The organism is Flavihumibacter sp. CACIAM 22H1 (assembly GCF_001601815.1).
Classification (GTDB): domain Bacteria; phylum Bacteroidota; class Bacteroidia; order Chitinophagales; family Chitinophagaceae; genus Flavihumibacter.
Window position 1 is genome coordinate 1 of the sequence record NZ_LUKG01000059.1, and the last position, 924, is coordinate 924.

The following is a 924-nucleotide window of genomic DNA, read 5'->3' on the forward strand; positions in this document are numbered from 1 at the left end:
TATAAGTCCTCTGAGCTGATAATCGAAAGCTTGAGGTCAATAATTCCGTCATTAAATACTATTCATGAAATAATTATTGTAGATAATGATTCTCAGGATAATTCTGAAACAACCCTAAAGTCACACTTCCCTTCTATACGATTTTTTCAGATGGGATATAATGCAGGTTTCGCCAGAGCAAATAATTACGGGATTGAACAATCAAAAGGAGAGGTCTTGTTACTCCTAAACCCTGATACTCTTTCCTTAAATAATTCGATCGAAGAATGTTTCAACAGGCTGGTTGCTTCATCTTATAACGCAGCAGGCGTTCAACTTATTAATGTAGATGGAAGCCCTCAAATTACTGGAAACTATTTTATCCTGGGAGGCTTAAACAATCTTTTACCTCTGCCAACAATCGGAACAGTAATTAAATTTCTTGCAAAGAAGATAAATGTGAAAAGTACAAGTTTGCCAGATTCATCAAATATAGTTGATGTTGACTGGTTAAATGGTGCCTTTATTATGGTTAAAAAATCAATCATACAGTATGCCGGAATGTTGGATACTGATTTTTTTCTTTACAGTGAAGAAATAGAATGGTGTGCAAGAATTAGAAAAAGCGGACCATTAGTATTGTATGGCGATTTAAAATTTGTTCATCTTCAGGGAGCTACTGCAAATGAGGTTTTTAATTCAAGCGGGAAAGGCTATTATAATCTCTATGACAAAAAGGGTTGTCAAATACTTGTTTCAAATTTTCTACGCATTCGAAAACAGTACGGTGCTATTTGGTTCGTTATTCACCTTTTCATTTATATACTTGAAGTTCCTATTTTGATGTTTCGGTATTTTTTTGGAAGACTATCTTCTACAAATGAAATAACAAAATCAATGGCATTTGGTTTTCCTAAAAATCTGTTGAAATTAATTTGCCTCGCA

At 33.8% G+C, this 924-nt stretch carries 1 protein-coding gene; it reads left to right on the forward strand.

The genetic code is table 11. The annotated features are described in order from the left end of the window. Positions 1-15: 15 nt before the first annotated feature. A partial coding sequence (locus A1D16_RS14925; protein WP_290710959.1) for a glycosyltransferase family 2 protein occupies positions 16-924 on the forward strand: 909 nt, incomplete at its 3' end.